Below are 22,176 nucleotides of genomic sequence, written 5' to 3'. Positions count from 1 at the left end.
CGGAAAGGATCTTCGAGATGGCGTCGGTGACCTTCGACAAGGCCACGTGCCTGTTCCCCGGCTCGAGTATGCCTGCGGTCGACGCGCTCGACCTCGAGATCGAGGACGGCGAGTTCCTCGTCCTGGTCGGACCGTCGGGCTGCGGCAAGTCGACCTCGCTGCGCATGCTCGCAGGTCTCGAGGAGGTGCACAGCGGACGCATCCTCATCGGCGACCAGGACGTCACCGGGCAGGATCCGAAGGAACGCGACATCGCGATGGTGTTCCAGAACTACGCCCTCTACCCGCACATGTCGGTCGCGGAGAACATGGGCTTCGCGCTGAAACTGGCCAAGACACCCAAGAACGAGATCCGCGAACGGGTCGTCGAGGTCGCGAAGATGCTCGACCTCGAGCAGTTCCTCGACCGCAAACCCAAGGCGCTGTCCGGCGGTCAGCGTCAGCGCGTCGCGATGGGGCGCGCCATCGTCCGCCAGCCGCAGGTCTTCCTCATGGACGAGCCGCTGTCGAACCTCGACGCCAAACTCCGCGTGCAGACCCGCACGCAGATCGCACAGCTGCAGCGCCGCCTCGGCACCACCACCGTCTACGTCACCCACGACCAGGTCGAGGCCATGACGATGGGCGACCGCGTCGCTGTGCTCGAGAAGGGCATCCTGCAGCAGTGCGCGTCGCCGCGCGTGCTCTACAACAAGCCCGCGAACGTCTTCGTCGCCGGTTTCATGGGCTCGCCCGCGATGAACCTGTTCCGCCTCCCGGTCTTCGACCGCGGCGCGATGATCGGCGACACCCACGTACCGGTGCCGCGCGACGTGGTCGGCCAGGTCACCGAGAAGGAGGTCGTGCTCGGGATCCGGCCCGAACACCTCGAGATCTCGAACGAGGGTCTGGCCATGGATGTCGACGTGGTCGAGGAGCTCGGCTCGGAGGCCTACGTCTACGGCCGGGCCGACGTCGGCGGGGTCGGCCAGCAGATCGTCGCCCGCAGCGACTGGCGCAACCCTCCGCAGAAGGGCGACCGGCTGTACCTGCGCTTCGACCCCGAGCACGTGCACGTCTTCGGAACGTCCGACGGGAAGCGGATCGGCTGATCACCGCTCCGGGATCGGTCTGCGGAGTCGACACTCGACCGATTCAGGATGGGCGGAATGCCGACTTTTACCGGTGCTGCGTGCCACAGTAGTGGCCGGTGTCGGTGCAGCTGGGTCACCGACGTGTGTTCTACGACCTCGAAATGGGGAGTTGTTGATGGTTCTGAATACGAAGGCGATGCGGAGGGCTGCGATCGCCGCTACGGCCGCGACCGCGCTCGTTCTCGCGGGCTGCTCGTCGGACAACGGTGGCGACGACACCTCGACCGGCGGCGAGGATACCGCTGCTTCCGGTGAGGGCCGCGGCCCGATCACGATCGTCGAGGGGCAGGATCCCCTGAACGCGGCGCTCGAGAGCATCATCGCCGACTGGAACGCCGAGCATCCCGACGAGCAGGTGACGTTCAAGCCGCTGGCCAAGGAGGCCAACGACCAGTACGACGACATCGCCCAGCGGATGCAGGCCCGCAGCGACGAATACGACCTCATCGCCGTGGACGTCACCAACACGGCGGAGTTCGCCGCGAACGGCTGGCTGCTCCCCCTCGAGGACGACCTGGCGATCGACACCGAGGGCCTGCTGCCCGCGACCGTCGAGTCGGGTACCTACAACGGCACCCTGTACGCCGCCCCGAAGAACACCAACGGCGCGTTCCTCTACTACCGCACCGACCTCGTCGACGAGGCCCCCGCGACCTGGGACGACCTGAAGGCCGAGTGCCCGAAGGCCGAGGAGGCGGGTATCGCCTGCTACATCGGTCAGTTCAAGAACTACGAGGGCCTGACGGTCAACGTCACCGAGATCGTCAACGCCTTCGGTGGCTCCTTCGTCGCCGAGGACGGCCTGACCCCGGCCGTCGACGACAAGACGGCCGAGGGCCTGCAGTTCATCGTCGACAACTTCGAGGACGGCATCATCCCGGCCGCCGCGCAGACCTACACCGAGGGCGAGTCGCAGACCGCCTTCGGCAACGGCGAGGCACTGTTCCTGCGCACGTGGCCCGGCTTCTACACCGACGGTGAGACCTCATCGGTCGCCGGCAACTACGGCATCGCCGTCCTGCCCGGCGTCGACGGCCCCGGCGTCTCGACGCTCGGCGGTTACAACGTCGGCATCAGCGCGTTCTCGGATGCTCCCGCCACCGCGCGCGACTTCCTCGAGTTCATGCAGACCCGCCAGGCGCAGATGTACTACGCGGAAGCGGGCGGCGCCCCGGTTCTCGCCGAGGTCTACGACGACGCCTCGATCCTCGAGCAGTACCCCTACTTCTCGACGCTGAAGGAGGCCCTCGAGGCCGCCAAGCCGCGTCCGGCGTCGCCGTACTACTCGGCCGTGTCGAAGGCGATCGCCGACAACGCCTACGCTGCGATCCGTGGCGAGAAGACCGTCCAGCAGGCGCTGGACGACACCCGGGCCGGCATCGAGACCGCCGGCAACTGATGCTCTAGGAGCAGTACATGGCTGACCCGCAGGTCGACACTCCCGCGGATCCGCCACACGCCCCCGCGGTCGGGACCGTCCCCGGTCCCGACCGCGGACGTGTCGGCGGACGTCACCGCGTGCCCGCACCTCCCGTCACGGCGGTGAAGAAGCGGCGCAAGATCCCGGTGTGGATGTTCGTCGCCCCGTCGATGCTCGTCCTGGCCGTGATCATCCTGTACCCGCTCGGACGAGCGGTGTGGATGTCGCTGCACGGTGACTCGAAGCGACTCGACCCCGAGACGGGCCGATTCGTCACCGGGGGTTTCGTGGGGATCGAGAACTATACGCGCTGGATCACCCAGACCTGCAACACCGCCACCGGTTCGATCCCGTGCCCTCCGGGCACCCTCGGCTCCCAGTTCTGGCAGTCGATCTTCAACACCTTCTTTTTCACCGTCGTCACGGTCTCGCTCGAGACGGTGATCGGTTTCGCGATGGCGATCGTGATGGCCAAGTCGTTCCGGGGTCGCGGCCTGCTGCGCGCCTCGGTGCTGGTGCCGTGGGCGATCCCCACCGCCGTCACCGCCAAGCTGTGGTTCTTCATCTTCGCCAACGACGGTGCCGCCAACAAACTGCTCGGCACCGACTACCTGTGGACCGCCGATCCGTGGCCCGCGCGCTTCGCGATCATCGTCGCCGACGTGTGGAAGACGGCACCGTTCATGGCGCTGCTCATCCTCGCCGGCCTGCAGATGATCCCGCAGGACGTCTACGAGGCCGCGAAGGTCGACGGTGCGAACGCCTGGCAGCGGTTCAAGATGATCACGCTGCCGCTGGTCAAGCCCGCCCTCATGGTGGCGATCCTGTTCCGCACCATGGACGCGCTGCGCATGTACGACCTGCCCGCGATCATGATGGGGTCCAATCCGGCGACGTCCACGATCTCGGTGCTCGTCGTCGACCAGATGCGTCAGGGTTCGAACTCCGCGTCCGCCCTGTCGACGATCACCTTCCTGCTCATCTTCGCCGTCGCCTTCGTGCTGGTGCGGTTCCTCGGCGCCAACGCGGTGAGTACGCAGGAGAAGCAGCGTAAGGGGGAGGTCGTATGACCGTCACCACCGAGATTCCTCGGAGCCGGCCGGAGCCGGAGCCCACGCCGGTGCAGACCCGCAAGGTGCCGTTCAAGCGCAGGATGAGCACGGTCGGCACCTATCTGGGTGTCGCGCTGATCGTCGTGTGGGGCCTGGCCCCCTGCTATTGGATGATCGTCACGGCCCTGCGCGACCCGTCGGAGACGTTCAGCACGACCCTGTGGCCGTCGAACCCGACACTGCAGAACTTCGCCGACGCGCTCGACCCCGACGCCAAGGTCAACTTCTCGCGGGCGCTGCTCAACAGCGTCATCATCGCCGGCGCCACCACCGCGGTCGCGCTGCTGCTCGGCGTGTTCACCGCCTACGCCCTGTCGCGCTTCGAGTTCCGCGGTAAGTACTTCGTCACCGGCATCATCCTCGGCGCGTCGATGTTTCCGGTCGTCGCGCTCGTGACGCCGCTGTTCCAGCTGTTCACCGACATCGGCTGGATCGGCAAGTACCAGGCGCTGATCATCCCGAACATCTCGTTCGTGCTGCCGCTGACCGTCTACACGCTCACCTCGTTCTTCTCCGAACTGCCGTGGGAGCTCGAGGAGGCCGCCCGCATGGACGGCGCGACGCGCGGGCAGGCGTTCCGCCTGGTCATGCTGCCGCTCGCGGCACCTGCGCTGTTCACCACGGCGATCCTCGCCTTCATCGCGACCGTCAACGAGTACCTGCTGATGTCGCAGCTGTCGAGCGAGAGCACGGCCCCGGTGACGGTGGCGATGGCACGGTTCACCGGCACCGACCCGTACGTCACCCCGTACGCGTCGATCATGGCCGGCGGCACGCTCGTCATGGTGCCGCTCGTGGTGATGGTGCTGCTCTTCCAGCGACGCATCATCTCGGGTCTGACCGCGGGTGGCGTCAAGTCGTGAGGAAGGTTCCGCGCCGGAACCGACTCGAGATGCTGCTCGGCCTGCTCACGGTGTTCACGGTGATGGCCGTGATCTCCGCGGTCGCCGAGCTGACGTCGCCGCAACCCGGCATCGTGCCGTCCCTCGTGCTGCTCGCATTCGTCGTGATGTGGGGGTTCGCGTTCCGCGCGTGGCGCCGATCGGGCTGCCCCTGTCGTGACGATGGCCCCGCCGTGACGTGAGAAGGAGCACCGTACCGGTGTTCCGGAGGCGTCTCGTGGTCGTTTCCGTACCATACGGTGGGCGGGAGACCCTCCCGTCCGGATTTCCGGTACCGAGAAAGTGGAACGAGTGACGAGCCCGACAAGGTCGACATCCTCGCGCGCCGCCGCGGCCGCAGCGAAGAAGCGCAGGGGACGCATCGTTCGCTACGCCGTACTCGTCGCGTTCGTTCTCGCCGTGCTCGTCCCGCTCGGGATCTTCGCCACCGCCTACTACTCGGCGGAGGTGCCGACCCCGGCGGACATGAAGACGAACCAGCTCGCGCGGGTCTACGCATCCGACGACGCCACCGAGATCACCCGGGTGGTCCCGCCGGAGGGCAACCGTGTCGAGGTCGGGATCGCGCAGATCCCCGAGCACGTCCGCAACGCCGTGCTGTCGGCGGAGGACCGCAACTTCTACAGCAACCCGGGCTTCTCGATCACCGGTTTCGCACGCGCAGCCCGCGACAACGTCATGGGCAAGGACACCGCCGGCGGCGGTTCCACGATCACGCAGCAGTACGTCAAGAACGTGCTCGTCGGCTCCGATCGCACGCTCGAACGCAAGATGCGCGAACTCGTCATCTCCACCAAGATGGCGCGGCAGTGGTCGAAGGACGAGATCCTCGAGGCGTACCTCAACACCATCTACTTCGGTCGCGGCGCCTACGGCATCGGCGCGGCGTCCCAGGCGTACTTCGGCAAGCCCGTCGAGGAACTGTCGGTCTCCGAGGGCGCCGTCCTGGCCGGGGTGATCCAGACACCGTCGTCGCTCGACCCCGAGTACAACCTGCCTGCCATCGAGGAGCGCTGGAACTACGTGCTCGACGGCATGGTCGAGATGAAGGTCCTCGACCCGGCCGAGCGGCCGGACCAGGTGTTCCCCCCCACGGTGCCGTCGGACACCCTCGTGCTGGCCACCGAGGCGACCGGACCGGAAGGTCACATCCGTACCCAGGTGCTGCGTGAGCTGTCCGCGGCGGGGATCAGCGAACAGGCCCTCAACACCGAAGGTCTGCGCATCACTACCACCATCGACCTGAAGGCCCAGCAGGCGGCGATCGACGCCGCTCGGTCCACGCTGTCCGGCGAACCCGGGGAACTGCGCACCGCCGTGGTCTCGATCGATCCCCGCTCCGGTGCCGTGCGCGCCTACTACGGCGGTGAGGACGGTGCCGGTTTCGACTTCGCACAGGCCCCCGTCCAGACGGGTTCGGCATTCAAGGTGTTCGGCCTGCTCGCCGCGCTCGACGACGGGATCGGCCTCAACGCGCGTTTCGACAGCTCCCCGCTCACGGTGGGCAATATCCGCATCGGCAACGTCGAGGGTGAGTCGTGCGGACGTTGCACGATCGCCGAGGCGCTCAAGCGGTCGCTGAACACGAGCTTCTACCGGCTCATGATGTCCATGTCGAACGGCCCGCAGAAGATCGCCGACGCCGCGCATGCGGCGGGGATCCCGCTGACGATCCCCGGGGTCGAGGGGCAGACGCTGAGCGAGAACGGCGGTCCGCCGGAGGGCGGCATCGTCCTCGGCCAGTACCAGGCACGGGTCATCGACATGGCTTCCGCCTACGCGACGATCGCCGCGTCCGGTGTCTTCCACGAGCCGTACTTCGTGCAGAAGGTCGTCACGGCCGACGGTGTCGTGCTCCTCGATCGTCCGCCGTCACCCGGCGAGCAGCGCTTCGACGCCGCGGTCGCCGACAACGCAACCCAGGCCATGATGCCGATCGCCGCATACTCGCGCGGGCACGCGCTCGCCGGTGGCCGGCCGTCGGCGTCGAAGACCGGCACCACGCAGCTCGGCGACACCGGGTTGAACAAGGACGCCTGGATGGTCGGGTACACGCCGTCGCTGTCGACGGCCGTGTGGATGGGCACCCCCGACGCCGGGGCGATCACCAACAGCTGGGGCGGGTCGATCTACGGTTCCGGACTGCCGTCGGACATCTGGAAGGGAACGATGGACGGCGCCCTCGAAGGCACGCCAGTCGAGAGCTTCCCGTGGCCGGCGCCGATCGGTGGTCAGGCGGGTGTCCCGAAGGACGCCGGCATCGAGACCACCACCGCTCCCCCGGCGCCGACCTTCCAGCTGCCCGACCTGTCGAACCTGCCGCCGATCACGATTCCCGCGCCGCCGGTCGATCTGCCCGTCCCGGTGCCTTCGCAGATCGAGGTGTTCCCCGGCGTGACGATCCAGATCCCCGGCTTGTAGATCCGCACTCCGCCCATCGAGGGGAGGTGGTTCGGGTCTACGGCCCGGCCAGCACCGCCGGCAGCAGCGCGGCCGAACAGTCGACGACCTCGTCGACGCTCGGTGTGCCTTCGCGGAACCGGTCGATGGCCAGCGACTCCACGAACGCCCACCACGCCCGCAGCCGCATGCGGGTGACGGGGGTGTCATCGCAGCCCAGCGCCGCGACGACCCGCTCGACCATGGTGTCGCGCATCGAGTCGTGGATGTCGCGGATCTGAGGGTCGGAGCCGACGCCGCTGTGGAAGAACGTCTGGTAGTTGTCGCCGTGGCGGTCGATGAACGACACGAACGGGTGCAGCACCGCCCGGAGGGGATCCTGCTCGTCCGGATCGGGATCCGCCGCGCGGAGCAACCGGCGTGATGCGGCGCCGACGACGGCGACGTAGAAGTCCTGCTTCGTGGGGAAGTAGCGGAACAGCAGGCCGCGGGAGATGCCGGCGATCTCGGCGACGCGGTCGATCGACAGGGCGTGGATCGGGCGCGTCGACAGCTCCTGCAGCCCGATCGCCACGAGTTGCCGGCGACGTTCCTCGGGTGGCAGGCGACGCCGTCCTTTGGACGCCTCTTGTCGCGGGGTGCTCACACCGATAGCCTAACTGAGCATCGCTCAGTTACGACCGCCCGACCGGGCAGATTCCCGGTCGAACTCGACGGAAGGCACCCGATGGATTTCGCACAGTCCGAGCGCAGTCGCGACTATCTCGAACGCCTCCGAGCGTTCATCGTCGCCGAGGTCACGCCCGTCGAACAGCGACTGCGGGCCGAGCGACGCACCCCGGGCGAGGGACGACGCGACATCGACGCCGCCGAGAGGTGGGCCGTCTCCCCCGAATTCCGCGAGCTGCAGCGCAAGGCCCGCGCCGAGGGCCTGTGGAACCTCTTCCTGCCCGACGCCGAACTCGGTGCCGGACTGTCGAACATCGAATACGCCCCGCTCGCCGAGGAGATGGGCCGCTCGCAGTTCGCCTCCGCGGTGTTCAACTGCGACGCCCCCGACACCGGCAACATGGAGGTCCTCTACCACTACGGCAGCGAGGCGCAGAAGGAACAGTGGCTGCGCCCGCTCCTCGACGGTGAGATCCGTTCGGCCTTCTGCATGACCGAACCCGAGGTCGCGTCGTCGGACGCGACGAACATGGCCGCGACCGCCGTGGTCGAGGGCGACGAGATCGTGCTCAACGGCCGTAAGTGGTGGAGCACCGGCGTCGGCCATCCCGACTGCAAGGTGCTCATCTTCATGGGCCTGACCGATCCGGAAGCCCACAAGTACCAGCGACATTCGATGGTCCTCGTGCCCTTCGACACCCCCGGCGTGAAGGTCGAACGCATGCTCCCGACGATGGGCTTCTTCGACGAGCCCGGCGGCCACGGCGAGGTGTCGTTCACCGACGTGCGACTGCCGCTCGATGCCGTCATCGCCGGTCCCGGACGAGGATTCGAGATCGCCCAGGGCCGGCTCGGTCCCGGCCGCATCCACCACTGCATGCGCCTCGTCGGGCTGGCCGAGCACACCCTCGAACTCGCGTGTCGCCGCGGCCTCGAGCGCACCGCATTCGGCAAGCCGATCATCAACCTCGGTGGCAACCGCGAACGCATCGCCGACGCCCGTATCGCGATCAACCAACTGCGGCTGCTCGTCCTGCACGCGGCCTGGCTGCTCGACACGCAGGGACTCGCCGGAGCGCGCTCGGCGGTCTCGGAGATCAAGGTCGTCGCACCGCGCGTCACCCAGCAGATCGTCGACTTCGCCATCCAGATCCACGGTGGTGGCGGCCTTTCCGACGACTTCCCCCTCGCCGGTGCGTGGACGGCGGCGCGAGCACTGCGTCTCGCCGACGGACCCGACGAGGTGCACCAGGGGCTCGTCGCCCGGTTCGAACTCGGCAAGTACGCGTGAGAGGGAGATTTCGACGATGACCACACTTCCCGACAACGCCCGCACCGTTCGCGAGGAGGACGCCTTCGACGTCGACGCGGTCGCGGCCTGGCTCGCCGAGCACGCCGGCATCACCGGAGTGCCGGAGGTCCGCCAGTTCTCCGGCGGCGCATCCAACCTGACCTACCTGCTGCGCTATCCGGATCGCGATCTCGTGCTGCGCCGGCCGCCGGCCGGGGCGAAGCCGTCGTCCGGTCACGACATGGCACGCGAGTACCGCATCCAGTCGATGCTCGCACCGGTCTACCCCTACGTGCCCACCATGATCGGCCTGTGCACCGATCACAGCGTGCTCGGCAGCGACTTCTACGTCATGGACCGCGTTCCCGGCACCATCCTGCGGACGAATCCGCCCACGCAACTCGACCTCTCCGAAGCGGATACCCGCACTCTGTGCCTGCGCATCGTCGATCTGCTCGTCGAACTGCACGGCATCGATCCGGAGTCCGCAGGACTGTCCGAACTGGGTCGCGGATCCGGTTACGTCGCACGGCAGGTCGCGGGCTGGACGTCGCGCTACGCCAAGGCCCGCACCGACAACGTCCCCGACTTCGCCCGTGTCACCGAGTGGTTGGCGGCTCGGCAGCCGCAGGACGTCGCGCAGACCGTGATCCACGGCGACTTCCGGCTCGACAACATCGTCCTCGACGAGAACGATCCGCTGAATCCGGTCGCGGTCCTCGACTGGGAGCTGGCCACCATCGGCGACCCCCTGATGGACCTCGGCTCGTCGCTCGCCTACTGGGTCCAGGCGGACGACGACGACATGCTGCTGCTGACGAAGCGACAGCCGTCCGATCTCCCCGGCATGCTCACTCGTCAGGAGATCGTCGAATACTATTCCGAGCGAACCGGACTGCCGGTGGACGGTTGGGGATTCTACGAGGTGTTCGGACTGTTCCGCCTCGCCGTGATCGCCCAGCAGATCTACTACCGCTATCACCACGGCCACACCTCCAATCCTGCCTTCAAGGACTTCTGGATCGTGGTCGGCTATCTCGAATCCCGTTGCAGTGCATTGATCGATCGATACGAGAAGGAGAGCCGATGAGCCGCCCGCAGCGACGGAACATCCTCATCACCGGTGCGAGTTCCGGCCTCGGTGCCGGAATGGCGCGTGAATTCGCCGCGCGAGGAAGGAATCTCGCGCTCGCCGCTCGGCGCGTCGAACGGCTCGAGGAGCTGCGGGACGAACTGCTCGCCGCGTACCCGGGCATCACCGTGAGCGTGCGCGCTCTCGATGTGAACAAGCACGACGACGTGTTCACCGTCTTCCGCGAGTTCGACGAGGAGCTCGGTGGTCTCGACCGGGTGATCGTCAACGCCGGCCTCGGCAAGGGACAACCGCTCGGTACCGGCTACTTCCGCGCGAACGCCCAGACGGCGAACACCAACTTCCTCGGTGCACTGGCGCAGAGCGAAGCGGCCCTCGAGCTCATGCGGCCCCGTGGGCGCGGGCACGTCGTCCTCATCTCGTCCATGAGCGCGGTGCGGGGCATGCCGCGCAACCTGACGACCTACGCCGCGTCGAAGGCCGCCGTCGCCTCGCTCGGTGAGGGGATGCGGGCCGACCTCGCCGACACCGACATCTCGGTGAGCACGATCTTCCCGGGATACATCCGGTCGGAGATCAACGAGAAGGTGAAGAAGGTCCCGTTCATCGTCGACACCGAAACAGGTTGTCGCGCACTGGCGGCTGCGATCGAGAAGGAACCGGCCAAGGCGTACGTGCCGGGCTGGCCGTGGATTCCGCTCGGCTACGCGATGAAGGTGCTGCCGCTGTCGGTGATCCGGAAGATGGCGTAGGCGGGTCCGGAACCCACAGCGGCAACGGCGAAGGCCGCATCCCACGTGAGGGATGCGGCCTTCGCCGGAAATACTGCCGGAGAACGACTTACGCGTCGGCTCCGATGATGAACGCCTCGAGCTGGGCACGAGCGGAATCGTCGGCCATCTGGACCGGCGGGGGCTTCATCAGGGATGCCGAAGCCGGGAGGATCGGGCCGCCGATGCCGCGGTCCTTGGCGATCTTCGCCGCGCGGATGGCGTCGATGATGATGCCGGCCGAGTTCGGGGAGTCCCAGACCTCGAGCTTGTACTCGAGGTTCAGCGGGGCGTCACCAAAGGCGCGACCCTCCAGGCGGACGTATGCCCACTTGCGGTCGTCGAGCCACTGCACGTAGTCGGAGGGGCCGATGTGCACGTCGCGGTCGTGGACCTTGCCGGCGAGGGGGCCGTTGAGGTTCGACGTGACGGCCTGGGTCTTGGAGACCTTCTTCGACTCCAGACGCTCGCGCTCGAGCATGTTCTTGAAGTCCATGTTGCCGCCGACGTTGAGCTGGTACGTGCGGTCGAGCACGACACCGCGGTCCTCGAACAGCTTTGCCATCACGCGGTGGGTGATGGTGGCGCCGACCTGCGATTTGATGTCGTCGCCGACGATCGGGACACCGGCGTCGGTGAACTTCTGCGCCCACTCGGGGTCGGAGGCGATGAACACGGGGAGAGCGTTGACGAAGGCGACGCCCGCGTCGATGGCGCACTGCGCGTAGAACTTGTCGGCCTCTTCGGAACCCACGGGGAGGTAGGAGACGAGAACGTCGACCTGGGCGTCCTTGAGCGCCTGAACCACGTCGACGGGCTCGGTGTCGGACAGCTCGATGGTCTCGGCGTAGTACTTGCCGATGCCGTCGAGCGTGTGGCCGCGCTGCACGGGCACGCCGAGCGGCGGCACATCGGCGATCTTGATGGTGTTGTTCTCGCTCGCGAGGATCGCCTCGGACAGGTCGAAGCCGACCTTCTTGGCATCCACGTCGAACGCGGCGACGAACTGGACGTCGCGCACGTGGTAGGGACCGAATTCGACGTGCATCAGGCCGGGGACGGTGGTCTCGGCGTCCGCATCCTTGTAGTACTCGACGCCCTGGACCAGGGAAGAGGCACAGTTCCCCACGCCCACAATGGCCACGCGCACCGCGGTGCTGTTCTCACCCATGGTCGGGTTCTCCTTCTTTGTTGCGTGCTGCTGACGACTGCTCGGCGGCGATGAGTTCGTTGAGCCAGCGCACTTCGCGCTCGCTGGACTCGAGGCCGAGCTGATGGAGCTGACGGGTGTAACGATCGAGTGTGCCGCTGGCCCGTCCGATCGCATCGCGGAGCGCTTCTCTGCGCTCCTCGACCTGGCGGCGCCTGCCTTCGAGAATTCGCATCCGCGCTTCGGCGGGAGTGCGACCGAAGAAGGCGAGGTGCACGCCGAATCCGTCATCGGTGTAGTTCTGCGGTCCCGTGTCGGCGACCAACTCGGTGAAGCGTTCTCGACCCTTCGGGGTGAGCTGATAGACGCGGCGGGCACGTCGTTTCACGGGACCGGGAATTCCCGGATCCTCTTCGATGAGGCCGTCCGCCTGCATTCTCCGCAGAGTCGGATAGAGCGACCCGTAGGAGAAGGCGCGGAAGGCTCCGAGGAGCCCGGTCAGACGCTTGCGCAGCTCGTAGCCGTGCATGGGCGATTCGAGGAGGAGCCCGAGTATCGCCAGTTCCAGCACGGGTCACCTCCTGTTTCCGTTCGAACCAACCGATTGATACGACACGGAACTATATCGCGCCGATATATACGACGATACGCCCCCTACGGTTCGTGTCACGTCCGGTTGCGGGCGGGCACCCTTCTCCGGACCCGATCGGACATGCGTCGGTGCCACCTCGACCACCCGTCTTCGATGTCCGGTGGGCCACTCCCCGCCCCTCGCCGCATCGCCCGCACGTACTCTGGAAGCCGTGCGAATTCAGCGGCAGGTGGTGGACTACGCGTTGCAGCGGCGCTCGCTGCTCGCAGAGGTCTACTCGGGGCGACGCGGAGTCAGCGAGGTCTGCGACGCGAGCCCCTATCTGCTGCGGGCGGCGAAATTTCACGGCCGGGGCAGCGATGTGATGTGCCCCATCTGCCGTAAGGAGCAGTTGACTCTTGTCTCGTGGGTCTTCGGCGACAAACTCGGTCCGGTGTCCGGGTCGGCGCGCACCCCCGAAGAGTTGGTGCGTCTGGCCGCCAGCCAGGAGGAATTCTCGGTTCACGTGGTCGAGGTGTGCCGCACCTGCAGCTGGAATCACCTGGTGCAGTCGTACGTCCTGGGATCGCAACCAGCACCCAAGAGCCCGCGTCGCCGGTCGACGGGATCGAGCCGTCGTACCGCCAGCGAGTGAAGGGGTACCGGCAACGTGCCCGTACGCTTTCTCGTGGAGTTCGCTCCTGGGTCCGACCCGCACGACCTGATCGTCGCGTCGTCCGCTGCGCACATCGTCGATCGACTGCCGTCCGTCGGCATCGCCGATCGGCTCTTCGTGGAGCAGTGTCGAGGCCGCGGCGTGATGCGTCGCGAGAACAGTTGGAGATGAGTACGTGAGTTCCCCCGACAACGAACCCGAGGACAACAAGGCCGTCCCGCCCCAGCGCAGCGGTCCCGCCGGACCGCAACCCGGGCAGCAACGTCCCGGTCCTCCTGCCGGTGCCGGTCAGGGACAGCCGGGTCCGGGACAGCCCGCTCCGGGACAGCAGCGCCCTGCCCAGGGCCCGGTGCAGGGTCGTCCGTTGCCGCCGCAACCGCGCCCGCAGGGTCAGCCGGGAGCACAGGGCCAGCCGGGTCGACCGGGCGGACAGCCCGGTGGTCCCGCAGGTCAGCAACCGCCGCGCCCCGGCAGCCGGCCGCCGTACCCGCCCCAGGCTCCCGGTCAGGGACAGCGTCCTCAAGCCCCCGTCCAGGGACAGCGCCCTCAGTCCCCCGGCCAGGGACAGCGTCCTCCGGCTCCCGGTCAGGGGCAGGGACCGGGCCCCCAGCAGGGCCGACCGGGACAGCCGTACCCACCGCGCGGACCGGTGCCCGCCCCGGGCGCCAACCAGCCGCGTAACCCCAACCAGTCGATGCCGCCGCGTCCCGGCACGTTGCCGCCCGGCGCGGTGCCTCCCGTCCAGCGCACGCCGCAGGCCGATCCGACCGTCGCCATGCGTCCCGGAGCGGACGCGGCAGGTGCGCAGCGTCCCGGAGCGGACGCGGCAGGGGTACAGCGTCCCGGAGCGGACGCGGCAGGGGTACAGCGTCCCGGAGCGGATGCCCCGACGCAGCGGGTCTCCGCGGCGAGCGCTGCAGTCGGTGCGAGTGCTGCAAAGAGTGCGAGTGCTGCGGACGATGCACCCACGACGCGCGTTGCCGGTGGCCCGCCCGCAGGCGGACCTCCCACGGTTCCGCCCGGTGGCGGTTCGGGTGGCGGCGCCGGGGGTGGAAAGGGCGACGGCAAGAGCAACCGCTGGCGCACGATCCGCCGGATCGGTTACGGCGTGGTCGCCGCCGGCATCCTCGTCCCGATCCTCATGTTCATGCTGGCGTACATCGTCCAGGACGTGCCGCGCCCCGGTGAGCTGCAGACGAACCAGGCCGCGACCATCTTCAACTCCGACGGCCAGGGTGTCATCACGAAGGTGATCCCACCGGAGGGCAACCGCACCGAGGTCGAACTCGACGCGATCCCCGTGCACGTCCGCAACGCCGTGCTCGCCGCCGAGGACCGCGATTTCTACAGCAATCCCGGCTTCTCGGTCACCGGCTTCGCGCGTGCCGCCCGCGACAACGTGCTCGGCCGCGACAGCGCCGGTGGTGGTTCGACCATCACCCAGCAGTACGTGAAGGTCGCCGTCGTCGGTTCCGAGCGGACGTTGACGCGAAAGCTCAAGGAGCTGGTGCTGTCGACGAAGATGGCGAACCAGTGGGCCAAGGACGACATCCTCGCGGCCTACCTCAACACCATCTACTTCGGTCGCGGTGCCTACGGCATCGCAGCGGCGTCGAACGCGTACTTCGGCAAGCCCGTCGGTGAGCTCACCGTCGAGGAGGGCGCCGTGCTCGCGTCGTCGATCCAGTTGCCGTCGCTGCTCGATCCCGAGCAGAACCCCGAGGGTGCGGAGGCGCGCTGGAACTACGTGCTCGACGGCATGGTCGCCGCCGGCACGCTCGATGCCGCCGAACGGTCGGGTATGAAGTACCCGGCCTACGTGCCGATCGCTGAGCTCGACAACGGCGACCAGTCGTCCGGCCCCGAAGGTCTGATCAAGAACCAGGTGCTCGCCGAGTTGGCCCGCGAGGGCATCGACGAGAACCTCCTCAATACGGCCGGTCTCCAGATCACCACGACGATCGACCCCCAGGCCCAGCAGTCGGCGGTCGAGGCGGCGCAGAGCAATCTCGAGGGCGAACCCGAGGAGTTGCGTACCGCGGTGGTGTCGGTCGATCCCCGGTCCGGGGCGATCCGCGCCTACTACGGCGGGGAGAGCGGGGTCGGTTACGACTTCGCCCAGTCCGGTCTGCAGACGGGTTCGTCGTTCAAGGTGTTCGGCCTGGCCGCCAACCTCGACCAGGGCGTGCCGTTGTCGCAGACCTACGACAGCGGTCCGCTGACGGTCAACGGCATCAAGATCGGCAACGTCGAGGGCGAGTCGTGCGGGCAGTGCACCATCGCCGAAGCGCTCAAGCGGTCGCTGAACACGAGCTTCTACCGGATGATGCTCGAGATGGACAACGGCCCGCAGGCCATCGCCGACATGGCTCACAAGCTGGGTGTCGCGAAGGAACTGCCGGGCATCGGTGAGACGCTCACCGAGCCGGAGGGCGTCGGCCCCAACTACGGCATCGTGCTGGGGCAGTACCAGTCGCGCGTGCTCGACATGGCCTCGGCGTACGCCACCCTCGCGGCGTCCGGCCGTCATCACGAGCCGTACTTCGTGCAGAAGGTCGTGACGTCCGACGGCGAGGTGCTCCTCGACCGTGGCACCCCTGCCGGTGAGCAGGTCGTCGACGCGGCGGTGGCCGACAACACCACTTCCGCGATGACCCCGATCGCCGCGTACTCGAACGGCCACGCCCTGGCCGGCGGCCGTCCGTCCGCGTCGAAGACCGGTACCGCTCAGCTCGGCGACACCGGCTCCAACAAGGACGCGTGGATGGTCGGTTACACCCCGTCGCTGTCGACCGCGGTGTGGGTCGGCACCGAGGAGGGCCTGCCCCTCGAGAACAGCTGGGGCGGCATGATCTACGGCTCGGGGATCCCGTCGGACATCTGGAAGGACACGATGGACGGCGCTCTCGAAGGCACCGAGGTCGAGTCGTTCCCGAAGCCGGAACCGATCGCCGGTGTCTCCGGCGTGCCGGCGTGGACCGCGTCGACGACAGCTCCGGCCACCCGTGAGCAGACCACCACCTCGCGTGTCGTGCCGAGTCTTCCCGAGGTTCCGGAGATCACCACGCAGAACGTGGAGATCTTCCCCGGCGTCACCATCCCCGTTCCGGGTGTCGCCCCGCAGACGACCACCCAGAACGCGCCCTCCCGTCCCGGTAACGGCGGTCAGGAGGAGGAGAGCGAGGATACCGGCGGCGGAACCGGCGGTGGTACCGGCGACGACTCCGACGAGGGTGGATCGCCTCCGCAGAACCGCATCCCGGGACTCGAGAGCCCCGCGATCCCGGGCGCGCAGGGAGGCGGATTCCAGGGCGCGCAGGGCGGTAGCCCCCAGGGCGCGTTCGAATACGCTCCGGCCGGGTAGCCTCGCCGCGTGAGCGACGACCGGGGATCCGACGCCCGGCCGGTGGTGTCCGCTGCACCACCGGCCGAGGATCGTCGTTCCCTGGACTGGCGCGACCCCCCCGGGCGTACCGACCCGACGGTGTCGCGCCTGACCGCCGTCATCGGCGGTCCGGTGGGCCGGCACGCCGTGCTCGGGCGCACCCGCTTCTTCACTCCCCTGCGGGCGATGTTGCTGCTCGCGGTCGTCTTCCTCGCCTTCGGCTGGTTCACGAAGGCGGCCTGCGTCCAGCAGGGACCCGTCGGTCCCGACGGCGCGCTCGGCCTGGACTGGAGCGGCAACCGGCAGTACGTGGCGATGTGTTATTCCGACATCGTTCCGCTCTACGGTGCCGAACGGCTCGCCGAGGGCGCCTTCCCGTACCGGACGTCGTGGGAGGAACCCGGCCCGGACGGGCAGATGCAGACCCGGTACATGGAGTATCCGGTGCTCGCGGGGCTCTACCAGTACGGCTCGATGCGCATCGCGAAGGCGTGGGACGCCACACCGTGGCTCCCCGATGCACTGCAGGTCGCGATCTACTTCGCCGTCGTCGCGGTCGGTCTCGCGCTCGCCTGGCTCGTCACGGTGTGGGCCACCGCGATGTCGGCGGGCCGCAGGATCTGGGACGCCGCGCTCGTCGCGGCGTCACCACTGGTCGTGGTGCACGCCTTCACGAACTTCGATGCCCTGGCCACGGCCTTCGCCGCGGGTGGTCTGCTGGCGTGGGCCCGCCGTCGACCGGTTCTCGCCGGCGTCCTGCTCGGCCTCGGTGCGGCGACGAAGTTGTATCCCTTGCTGTTGCTCGGTCCGCTGCTGGTGCTGTGCCTGCGGACCGGCCACCTGCGGTCGTTTGCCCGCACCGCGGGAGCGGCCGCCGCGGCGTGGCTAGTGGTGAACCTGCCGATCATGGTGCTGTACCCGAGCGGGTGGGCGGAGTTCTTCCGACTCAACTCCGATCGCGGAGCGGATCCGGATTCGATCTACAACGTGCTGCACTCGTTCGTGGGCTGGCCGGCCTGGTCGGCCTCGACCTTCAATGGGGTCTCGCTCGTGTTGTTCGCCGCGGCCTGCGCCGCGATCGGGTGGATCGGGCTCACCGCGCCGCGCCGTCCCCGCCTCGCGCAGCTGTGTTTCCTTCTCGTCGCGGCCTTCCTGCTCACGAACAAGGTGTGGAGTCCGCAGTATTCGCTGTGGCTCGTGCCGCTCGCCGTGCTGGCCGTACCCCACCGGCGCGCACTGGTCGCCTGGATGACGATCGATGCGCTGGTGTGGGTTCCGCGCATGTACTACTACCTCGGTCCCGATCGGAAGGGGCTGCCGGAGCAGTGGTTCACCGCCACGGTCTTCCTGCGCGACGTCGCCGTCGTGGCACTGTGCGCGGTTGTGCTGTGGCAGATCCGGCGTCCGGTGCGGGATCCCGTGCGGTACGGCTTCGTCGACGATACCGTCGGTGGTGTGCTCGACCAGGCTCCCGACCGTCCGCCACGATGGCTGCCCGCCAGGTTGCGACCTGCTCACCATCGGGTCACAAGAGAAGAATCATCCGAACGAGGGATGTCGGAGACTTCGTCGGTCCCCTAGGCTCGGGAACGAGCACGAGGGGGGACAATGGCGAGCGGCGGACGGGGATTCGGAGCGGGGACGGATGTCACCGCCTCACAGTTCACGACGTGTGAGTTGGCGTGGACGGTCGCGAGCGGCGACGCCACCGCGATCCCACGACTTCTGCGCGACCTGCATCCGCTCGTGATCGCCTACTTCCGGGCCCGTGCGAAAGCCGCCGGAGGTACCTTCGCCGACGCCGATCGTCTCGCCCTGGCCGCCTGCCGTGCGATTCTCGCCGAGCTCACCGCGCCGTCCGGAGCCGACCGGCCTTTCCTGCGGTTGGCCTACACGCTGGTCGCCGACGCGGCCGATGCCGAGTTCGCGAGCCCGCGGGCCTTCCCTCTGACCCGACTCCAGCAGGAGATCCTCATCCTGCGCACCATCGTGGGTCTCGACTCGTGGCAGACCGCGGTGGCGCTCGCCGTGGCGCCGGGACGGGTCGGTGTCGAGCAGCACGCGGCGCTGAGTTCCCTGCGCGCGGCCTGAACCGGGTGGACAGAGTCCGCATCCACGGGTGCGAGATGAACAGCCGCCTCGCCGCTTCGGTCTTCGAGTCCGCTGCCAGTCAGGTGAGCAGAACTTCCTTTTCGCGGGCGGGGTAAGTCCCGGGGAGTGGTGGGAATCTGGTGAGGACATCCGGACAGGTCCACGGCGTGTCGATCCCTCACCGGGGGGGGGGTGGGCCATCGCGTAGTGATCAACGAGTTACCTACCACAGTGACTCACAGAAAGCAGCTATGCGATGACCCACGATCATCCTGCCCTGCCCTGCTCGCTCAGCTCGACGCACTCACCGGCGCCGACAGCGCCAGCGTGTTCGCCGCACTGATCCGCACCGGCCTGCAGGCCTGCAGGCGCTGATCGAAGCCGAGGCCACCGACAAACTCGGTGCCGGCCGGTATGAGCGCACCGCCACCCGCACCACGCAGGCGTTGAGTTTGGCCAGGGTTCGTTTTGCCGAGATTCGCAGTACGAACTACCAGCCAGAGATAGGCGGCCGCACCGACGCGCACCACAGGCATCGGATCGGACCAGCTGCCGAACCACATTCGTCGGGCGTACCCGCACCTGCACGCGGGTACTCGCCCGGCCATGGCCACCGATCGCACCCACACAGATCCGTCGCTGCGACTGTCCGTCGGCCGGGAGCAGGTCGTGATCGACAACCGGTACGAGACAGCCTCGATCGTCAACGACGTCCTGATCGCGGTGTTCTTCACCGTCGGCAGCGTGTTGTTCTTCTTCGACTCCACCCAGACCGCCGGCACCTGGCTGTTCTTGCTCGGCTCGCTCGATTTTCTCGCCCGGCCTGTGATCCGCCTGAGCCGGCGCACTCATCTGCGACGGCTGGGACATCACTCCGGCGCCACCGGCGGTGACTACGACTACTGACCGTCCCGATCTGGGTCCGCGATCCGCGCACGAGCCCGCTCGTTGAGCCGTGCAGGATTGCCAGAGGTCGATCCGGGAATGCGACGGTCATGCACATCGATGTCGTTCTCGCCGTGGTCGGCGCGCTCGGCGTGGTCGTGGCAGCGATTTCCTCGACGATGCGACGCCTGCCGTTGTCCGAACCCCTACTCGGTCTGCTTGCCGGGGTACTGCTCGGTCCCCAACTGCTCGATGCGTTGCCGATTGCACCGGTGACGGTCGAGCACGGTCTGTTCCATGAACTCGCCCGGATCCTGCTGGCCGTGTCCGTCATGGCGGTTGCGTTGCGTTATCCCATCGCCGCGGTGCGTCGCCACCGCCGCGCACTGGCCGTGTTGCTGTTGATCGTCATGCCCGCGATGGCGGCGATCTCGGCCGGACTCGGATGGGCGATGGCCGGTTTACCGTTGGCCGCGGCGCTGCTGTTCGGCACCGCGATCTGTCCCACCGATCCGGTGCTGGCCTCGAGTGTGGTCACCGGCGATCTTGCAGAACGTGACCTTCCCGCCCGGGACCGACAGCTGCTCTCGCTCGAATCCGCCGCGAACGACGGCCTGGCGCTGCCACTGGTGGTCGCCGCGATCGCGGTCGCCGGCCCACTCAGCGCCGGTGCGGCGGTCACCGAATCACTGTGGCAGGGCCTCGGCGCCCTGGTCGCCGGCGCACTCCTCGGCGCCGTCGGCGGTGCAGCACTGCGACTGGGTGACAAGCACGGCGCCACCGCACACGGCCCGGCCCTGTTATTCACCGTTGTGCTTGCCCTGGGCATCCTCGGCGTGGCCGGTCTGCTGCACGTCGACGGGGTGCTCGCCGTATTCGTCGGCGGCCTGGCCTTCAACGCCGTCGGCACCGGCGCCGAACGGACTTCCGAAGTCGAGATCGACGAGGCCGTCAACAGGTTCGCAGTCCTGCCGTTGTTCTTCCTGCTCGGCGCCGCCCTGCCGTGGCAACAGTGGGCCGAGCTGGGCTGGAAGGCACCCGCCCTGGTGGTCGCTGTCCTGCTTCTGCGGCGGATCCCGGTCGTACTGTTGTTGCGACGGCCACTGCACCTACCGCTGCGCGACGCGGTGTATCTCGGCTGGTTCGGGCCGGTGGGGGGATCCGCATTGTTCTATCTGACGATGGAAGCCGAACGCCTCGGCGTCGACGACGCCGTGCTCGGCGCCGGCACGCTCGTGCTGACCGCAAGCACGGTCGCGTTCGGTCTCACCGGCGCGGCGGGACGCAAACTCTACATCCGGGCCGGAGCAGGACGAGGCGATCGCGTGCAACCGACCCCTGATAGGGACCGGAGGTAGACGGCAATGACGCGGTTACTCAGTGCGCTCGGCGCAGGGGGAGCCCCCCGGCACTCATCGCAGGGGCGTTGCGGGACATCTATGCAACGTTGTGGCATCCCCACGGGCTGGGCACGCTGAGCCGCTGGGTGTGCCGAATCATCTGGTCGATCGCCGGGAGGATCTGCCGGCACGGCCTGCATCACCAAACCCCTCGACTTCGATCAGTTCGCCGACGTGATCCGCAAGATCGACAACTCTTTCTTGCATGTGGTGCGGCTACCCGGCCACCCTCCCACACCCAGCACGCTCTGAGTCCGAGCGGCCGGCGCAGAGTTGAGATCACCGCAACGCTCGCCTTCCGGCTCGTCGAACGTGGCGGCGGACGGGACGAGGCGAACCAGGCCGCTGCCTGGGCTGAGGTCACCGCGATCGCCGCTACGCGCACACCCTTTCTGCCCGCGGCCTCGAGGAGCGTGACCGGTAGCCCTGTCGTGAGAGGGACGGATCATTCCGGGCGCGAATTGACCCGGACCGCACCGAGTGATTGCAATCGCATAACCATCAACCCACATCCTCCCTCCTGCCTTGGCACGCCTCCACCGCGTTACTAGGGTGGACCGTAGAAACGAAAGCGCAAGATCCACCGCCGATTTCACGATGCACCATAGATCGCAACAGTTGCTTCGCCGCAACGAACAGCGTATCGGAGGGCGCACCCGCCGGGTAACGCCGATCGGATCGAGCACCCAGTCCCGCACACAGCACACCTCGGGTTGGGACGGCGGACCGAGCACCGTGCGCGATGCCGCCGCTTTCGTGGACAGGAGCACACGATGCGAACCAGAAGCCGTCTATCCGGCCTGCTCAGCCTCCTGATACTGATCTGGTTGATCATCGGCGCCGTCGCCGCAGGACAACGCGGATACTACGGTGACGCCTCGACCAACTGCGCCAGCGTCGGCACCATCGCCGTAACCATCGTGGCCGGACCCCTGAACTACATGGGAATCAACCCGACCGTGGACTGCGAGTATCCGCAACCCACCAGCTGAGCAGGATCATGAACTCGTACTTCTTTCTCCCCCGGACCGTGGCCACCGAATGGATCAAGCTGCACCTGGACCGCATGTACGCGCCGACCTCAGCAGACCGGCCCGAGCGCGACACCACGGTCGGCGACACACGGCCGAACACCTCCACCGAACCGCACTGAACTGGCCTCGGACAGCGCGTGGCGCCCATGTCGAGCACCCCTCGAGATCTCGACCCCTCACACTGCCTCGCAGCA

At 67.8% G+C, this 22,176-nt stretch carries 21 protein-coding genes and 1 pseudogene; 19 read left to right on the top strand and 3 right to left on the bottom strand.

Translation table 11 applies throughout. The features are described 5' to 3' along the window. Positions 1–17: 17 nt before the first annotated feature. The 6 genes from IM25_RS06005 (at position 18) to IM25_RS05980 (ending at position 6,988) form a co-directional block, all read left to right on the top strand. Positions 18–1,091, top strand: a complete 1,074-nt coding sequence (locus IM25_RS06005; protein ID WP_065995860.1) for an ABC transporter ATP-binding protein — start codon at positions 18–20, stop codon at positions 1,089–1,091. Between the two features lie 157 nt (positions 1,092–1,248). Beyond that, positions 1,249–2,532 (top strand): ABC transporter substrate-binding protein, encoded by a 1,284-nt coding sequence (locus tag IM25_RS06000; RefSeq protein ID WP_006550832.1) that lies wholly within the window; start codon positions 1,249–1,251, stop codon positions 2,530–2,532. Positions 2,533–2,549: 17 nt separating this feature from the next. After that, positions 2,550–3,623 (top strand): carbohydrate ABC transporter permease, encoded by a 1,074-nt coding sequence (locus tag IM25_RS05995; protein ID WP_019290533.1) that lies wholly within the window; start codon positions 2,550–2,552, stop codon positions 3,621–3,623. Between the two features lie 83 nt (positions 3,624–3,706). Beyond that, entirely contained in the window at positions 3,707–4,528 is an 822-nt protein-coding gene (locus IM25_RS05990; protein WP_033098494.1) for a carbohydrate ABC transporter permease, read from the top strand. Next, complete coding sequence (locus IM25_RS05985; protein WP_065995859.1) at positions 4,525–4,749, top strand: hypothetical protein; 225 nt, start codon at positions 4,525–4,527, stop codon at positions 4,747–4,749. Before IM25_RS05990 ends, IM25_RS05985 begins: the two co-directional genes overlap by 4 nt. 109 nt (positions 4,750–4,858) lie before the next feature. Beyond that, positions 4,859–6,988 carry a transglycosylase domain-containing protein gene (locus IM25_RS05980; RefSeq protein ID WP_006550828.1) on the top strand — a complete coding sequence of 710 codons (2,130 nt, stop codon included), beginning with the start codon at positions 4,859–4,861 and terminating at the stop codon, positions 6,986–6,988. A 37-nt stretch (positions 6,989–7,025) separates the two neighbouring features. Here the strand turns inward: IM25_RS05980 and IM25_RS05975 are convergent, their stop codons facing one another. After that, a complete protein-coding gene (locus IM25_RS05975) occupies positions 7,026–7,613 on the bottom strand; it encodes a TetR/AcrR family transcriptional regulator (RefSeq protein WP_033098472.1) in 588 nt (195 codons plus the stop codon). A gap of 81 nt (positions 7,614–7,694) precedes the next feature. On the opposite strand from IM25_RS05975, the gene IM25_RS05970 reads away from it, so the two are divergent. Genes IM25_RS05970 through IM25_RS05960 form a run of 3 tightly spaced genes read left to right on the top strand, consistent with a single transcriptional unit; the run spans position 7,695 to position 10,772 of the window. Then, on the top strand, positions 7,695–8,927 hold the full coding sequence (locus tag IM25_RS05970; RefSeq protein ID WP_006550825.1) for an acyl-CoA dehydrogenase family protein: 1,233 nt from the start codon (positions 7,695–7,697) through the stop codon (positions 8,925–8,927). A gap of 16 nt (positions 8,928–8,943) precedes the next feature. Then, entirely contained in the window at positions 8,944–10,017 is a 1,074-nt protein-coding gene (locus IM25_RS05965) for a phosphotransferase family protein (protein ID WP_006550824.1), read from the top strand. After that, on the top strand, positions 10,014–10,772 hold the full coding sequence (locus IM25_RS05960; protein WP_006550823.1) for an SDR family oxidoreductase: 759 nt from the start codon (positions 10,014–10,016) through the stop codon (positions 10,770–10,772). Before IM25_RS05965 ends, IM25_RS05960 begins: the two co-directional genes overlap by 4 nt. An 88-nt stretch (positions 10,773–10,860) precedes the next feature. On the opposite strand, the gene IM25_RS05955 is transcribed toward IM25_RS05960, so the two are convergent. Both IM25_RS05955 and IM25_RS05950 read right to left on the bottom strand, forming a co-directional pair. Beyond that, positions 10,861–11,961: an inositol-3-phosphate synthase gene (locus IM25_RS05955; RefSeq protein ID WP_065995858.1), complete on the bottom strand. Its 1,101-nt coding sequence runs from the start codon at positions 11,959–11,961 to the stop codon at positions 10,861–10,863. Then, positions 11,954–12,511, bottom strand: a complete 558-nt coding sequence (locus tag IM25_RS05950) for a PadR family transcriptional regulator (protein ID WP_006550821.1) — start codon at positions 12,509–12,511, stop codon at positions 11,954–11,956. Before IM25_RS05950 ends, IM25_RS05955 begins: the two co-directional genes overlap by 8 nt. Before the next feature lie 232 nt (positions 12,512–12,743). Here IM25_RS05950 and IM25_RS05945 point away from each other — a divergent pair, with 232 nt between their 5' ends. The 10 genes and pseudogenes from IM25_RS05945 to IM25_RS25990 all read left to right on the top strand — a co-directional run bounded on the left by IM25_RS05945 (position 12,744) and on the right by IM25_RS25990 (position 22,101). Continuing rightward, positions 12,744–13,166, top strand: a complete 423-nt coding sequence (locus IM25_RS05945; RefSeq protein ID WP_172414849.1) for a DUF5318 domain-containing protein — start codon at positions 12,744–12,746, stop codon at positions 13,164–13,166. A gap of 33 nt (positions 13,167–13,199) precedes the next feature. Beyond that, positions 13,200–13,358 carry a hypothetical protein gene (locus IM25_RS25995; RefSeq protein ID WP_019290537.1) on the top strand — a complete coding sequence of 53 codons (159 nt, stop codon included), beginning with the start codon at positions 13,200–13,202 and terminating at the stop codon, positions 13,356–13,358. A gap of 523 nt (positions 13,359–13,881) precedes the next feature. After that, complete coding sequence (locus tag IM25_RS05940) at positions 13,882–16,551, top strand: transglycosylase domain-containing protein (protein WP_052040168.1); 2,670 nt, start codon at positions 13,882–13,884, stop codon at positions 16,549–16,551. Positions 16,552–16,560: 9 nt separating this feature from the next. Next, complete coding sequence (locus IM25_RS05935; protein WP_065995857.1) at positions 16,561–18,153, top strand: glycosyltransferase family 87 protein; 1,593 nt, start codon at positions 16,561–16,563, stop codon at positions 18,151–18,153. Positions 18,154–18,180: 27 nt separating this feature from the next. Next, positions 18,181–18,663 carry a hypothetical protein gene (locus IM25_RS05930; protein WP_024102475.1) on the top strand — a complete coding sequence of 161 codons (483 nt, stop codon included), beginning with the start codon at positions 18,181–18,183 and terminating at the stop codon, positions 18,661–18,663. 256 nt (positions 18,664–18,919) lie between these two features. After that, a pseudogene (locus IM25_RS25310) lies at positions 18,920–19,103 on the top strand (IS256 family transposase); the annotation flags it as partial. A 166-nt stretch (positions 19,104–19,269) separates the two neighbouring features. Further along, positions 19,270–19,569, top strand: coding sequence for a YrhK family protein (locus IM25_RS05920; RefSeq protein WP_006550815.1), 300 nt, complete (start codon positions 19,270–19,272; stop codon positions 19,567–19,569). Between the two features lie 89 nt (positions 19,570–19,658). Then, entirely contained in the window at positions 19,659–20,906 is a 1,248-nt protein-coding gene (locus tag IM25_RS05915) for a cation:proton antiporter domain-containing protein (protein WP_065995856.1), read from the top strand. An 815-nt stretch (positions 20,907–21,721) separates the two neighbouring features. After that, positions 21,722–21,940, top strand: coding sequence for a hypothetical protein (locus tag IM25_RS05910; protein WP_006550812.1), 219 nt, complete (start codon positions 21,722–21,724; stop codon positions 21,938–21,940). A gap of 8 nt (positions 21,941–21,948) precedes the next feature. Continuing rightward, entirely contained in the window at positions 21,949–22,101 is a 153-nt protein-coding gene (locus IM25_RS25990; RefSeq protein ID WP_157126929.1) for a hypothetical protein, read from the top strand. Positions 22,102–22,176: the final 75 nt, after the last annotated feature.

Source organism: Rhodococcus sp. p52 (assembly GCF_000763325.2).
In the GTDB taxonomy this organism is placed as follows: domain Bacteria; phylum Actinomycetota; class Actinomycetes; order Mycobacteriales; family Mycobacteriaceae; genus Rhodococcus; species Rhodococcus pyridinivorans.
This window is presented reverse-complemented; position numbering and strand designations above follow the sequence as displayed.